Genomic DNA, 1,396 nt, shown 5'->3' with positions numbered 1-1,396 from the left:
AATCTAAGAAGTTAACTGAGGTAAAAGCTAATTCCGCATACAAATAACACGTCAGTGCATAAAACAATACACGTTGAGGATATGTGACATGGCTTGAAGTAGAAATTAATTCAAAGAAATTATTAAAGACCAAGTCACTTTTAAGATCTTTGAAATTTAAAAAATTCAAATTACTCAATTGGTTACTTATCAAATTAAGATCAGTACTAGAATAGTTATCCAAGCTTTTAACTAAATATTCTAATGTACTTTTATCAAATGAAATTGAAATTAAAGTAGATGGATTTGTTGCCAAGATTTGTACATTATCCAGTTCCCTTTTATTTACTAAGTACAAGTTAGAAATTAATTGTAAAAAATATTCATCAATAGAATTTTCTTTATTACGATAACTCCATAATAAATCTGTCCACTGGTTATCTATTTTATAAGCAAATTTTTGGTTGAATTCTGTATCTTTATCTTCCCATCCTTCTTCATTAATTTGTTTTTCTAGTAATGCTTTAAAGTTTTCAAAGGCTGTGAGAGCCTTTCCTCGGGCATTCATAGTAATATAAAGATCATCAGATAAACCAAAATTATCCAAATTCAGATGGTAGAATTGGATCACATTCCTTTCCGTGAGTTTACTCCACCCATTCTTGATATCATAAAATTTAGCATGAATAGCATCTAGCATATTCAACATAGCTGCAATCGTAGGGTCTTGCTGCCACGATAAGAAGAACCAAGGTTTATCAGTTATCAATTCTGATATTCTTGTACTATCGTCTAAGTTCGTAATGTCAAAAACGTCATTTATTAATGATTCACAAAACTCTCGTGAACTAATACGTGTTTCATAAGTAAAATTTAAAAGCTTGTTTTTCGTAATGTTATCAACATGATCTTTATTTAGAAAATAAAAGTGTAATAAAAATAAAGTTGTTAAACGTTGCTGACCATCTAAAAGTTGCAAAGTATCATCAACTTGACTGCCATAAACAAAATCTAGCTCAATAGATTTTTCTTCACTTAATGAAATATAAAGTGCATTTAAAAAACGTTCTCTAATTTTTTCTTGCTCTAATCGCCCTTGTGCATAATCTCTTTGAATAATTGGGATTTCAATTTTATTTGACTGGAGCAAGTTCCAAAAAGATATTTTTTCTGCAGTTTGTTTATTTAACACGATGAAATTCCTTAAGCTGACTGAGAGTTTTTGAGAGAATTTATTACTTCTTCAATATCAGTCAAATATCGCTCCCTATCCTTTTCACCCCAAAAAGTCATTTGTTCCACATCAGTGCTATAAAACTTCATGAAAACATTTTTTGTGCAAATAGGTACAAAGGTACCTGTTTTTTCTCTCTCAATAATTTTCTTTCTCTTAAGAGGGAAGACAGAGTTTTTATAA

General features: G+C 29.6%; 2 protein-coding genes. Both read right to left on the bottom strand.

Annotated elements, in window-relative coordinates:
- Positions 1–1,171, bottom strand: a 1,171-nt coding sequence (locus tag B2Y23_RS08245) for a DUF262 domain-containing protein (RefSeq protein WP_291370164.1), incomplete at its 3' end; no start/stop codon positions are given.
- A gap of 11 nt (positions 1,172–1,182) precedes the next feature.
- On the bottom strand, positions 1,183–1,396 hold a 214-nt coding region (locus tag B2Y23_RS08240; RefSeq protein WP_291370163.1), incomplete at its 5' end, for a hypothetical protein.

Origin of the sequence: Acinetobacter sp. UBA5934, from assembly GCF_002430855.1 — a bacterium.
Classification (GTDB): domain Bacteria; phylum Pseudomonadota; class Gammaproteobacteria; order Pseudomonadales; family Moraxellaceae; genus Acinetobacter.
This window is presented reverse-complemented; position numbering and strand designations above follow the sequence as displayed.